Here is a 1,489-nt window from a genome sequence, read left to right on the forward strand (position 1 = left end):
CCGCGGTAGTTGATCGTGCCGCCTGTCGGCTCCAGCAGCCGGGTGACCAGCCGGCCGGTGGTGGACTTGCCGCAGCCGGACTCGCCGACCAGACCGAAGCTCTCCCCCACCCGTACGGTCAGGTCGATGCCGTCCACGGCCTGGACGTGCCCGACCGTCCGCCGGATCGGGAAGCCGCCCTTGACCGGGAAGTACTTGGTCAGGCCGGAGACCTCCAGGAGGGGGTCCCCCACGGTGACCTGTTCGCGTTGTGCCGGGAGGACCGTGTCCTCTGTCATGACGTGTCCTCCGGGACTAGGCCAGTCGGGGTTTGATCTCTTCGAGGAAGATGGTGCGCTTCTGGTCCGCCGTGAGGTGGCACGCCGAGGCGCGGTCGGGACCCAGCAGCGGGCGCTCGGTCACACAGCGGCCGGCGCCCGACACCCGGTCCTGGAAGGTACAGCGGGGGTGGAAGCGGCAGCCGGAGGGCGGGTTCAGCAGGGAGGGCGGGGTGCCGGGGATCGGGGTCAGCGGCGTGGCCAGGTCCGAGTCCAGGCGCGGCATCGAGTTGAGCAGGCCCCAGGTGTACGGGTGCTGGGGCGCGCGCAGGACCTCGTCCGTCGTGCCGCGCTCCACCGCGCTGCCCGCGTACATCACCATGATGTCGTCGGCCATGTCGGCGATCACCCCCAGGTCGTGGGTGATGAAGATGATGCCCGTGCCGAACTCCTGCTGCAGGTCCTTGAGCAGGTCCAGGATCTGCGCCTGGACGGTCACGTCCAGGGCGGTGGTCGGTTCGTCGGCGATGAGCAGGTCGGGGTCGCAGACCAGGGCCATGGCGATCATCGCGCGCTGGCGCATGCCGCCGGAGAACTGGTGCGGGTAGTCCTTCGCCCGCTCCTTGGGGTTGGGGATGCCGACCTTGGCGAGCATCTCGACCGCCCGGTCCCAGGCCGCCCGCTTGGAGGCGCCCCGGTGTTTGATGAACGGCTCGGCGATCTGCCGGCCCACCGTGTAGTACGGCGACAGCGCGGTGAGCGGGTCCTGGAAGATCATGGCGGCCTTGTTGCCGCGTACCTTCTCCAGTTCGGACTCGCGGGCGGTGATCAGTTCCTGGCCGTCCAGGAGGATCTCGCCCTCGACCGTGGTGAACTGGGGGTTGTGCAGGCCGAGGATGGTCAGGTTGGTGACGGACTTCCCCGACCCGGACTCGCCGACGATGCCGAGCGTTCTGCCCCGCTCCACGTCGAACGACAGCCCGTCCACGGCCCGGACCACACCGTCCTCGGTCTGGAAGCTGACGTGCAGGTCCCGCACCGAGAGGAAGGCACCCGCGTCGGCCGGTGCGGGGGTGCCGGCGCCCTGGGTCACAGTGGTCACGACGGTTCTCCTCCTGCCCGGCCTAGGACAGCCGGACGCGCGGGTCGATGAAGGCGTAGCAGGCGTCGACGATGATGTTGCAGAGCAGGATCATGGAGGCGGAGAACAGCATGACGCCCAGCAGCAGGGG

The 1,489-nt window shown here is 69.4% G+C and carries 2 protein-coding genes and 1 pseudogene; all 3 read right to left on the minus strand.

The features are described 5' to 3' along the window. Window positions 1-278, minus strand: a 278-nt coding sequence (locus AB0M11_RS41285; protein ID WP_365714139.1) for an ATP-binding cassette domain-containing protein, incomplete at its 3' end; no start/stop codon positions are given. A gap of 16 nt (window positions 279-294) precedes the next feature. Then, entirely contained in the window at window positions 295-1,359 is a 1,065-nt protein-coding gene (locus AB0M11_RS41290) for an ABC transporter ATP-binding protein (RefSeq protein WP_365714141.1), read from the minus strand. Window positions 1,360-1,381: 22 nt separating this feature from the next. Then, window positions 1,382-1,489, minus strand: a pseudogene (locus AB0M11_RS41295) (ABC transporter permease); the annotation flags it as partial.

The sequence above is a fragment of the Streptomyces sp. NPDC051987 genome (assembly GCF_040680735.1).
Lineage (GTDB): Bacteria > Actinomycetota > Actinomycetes > Streptomycetales > Streptomycetaceae > Streptomyces.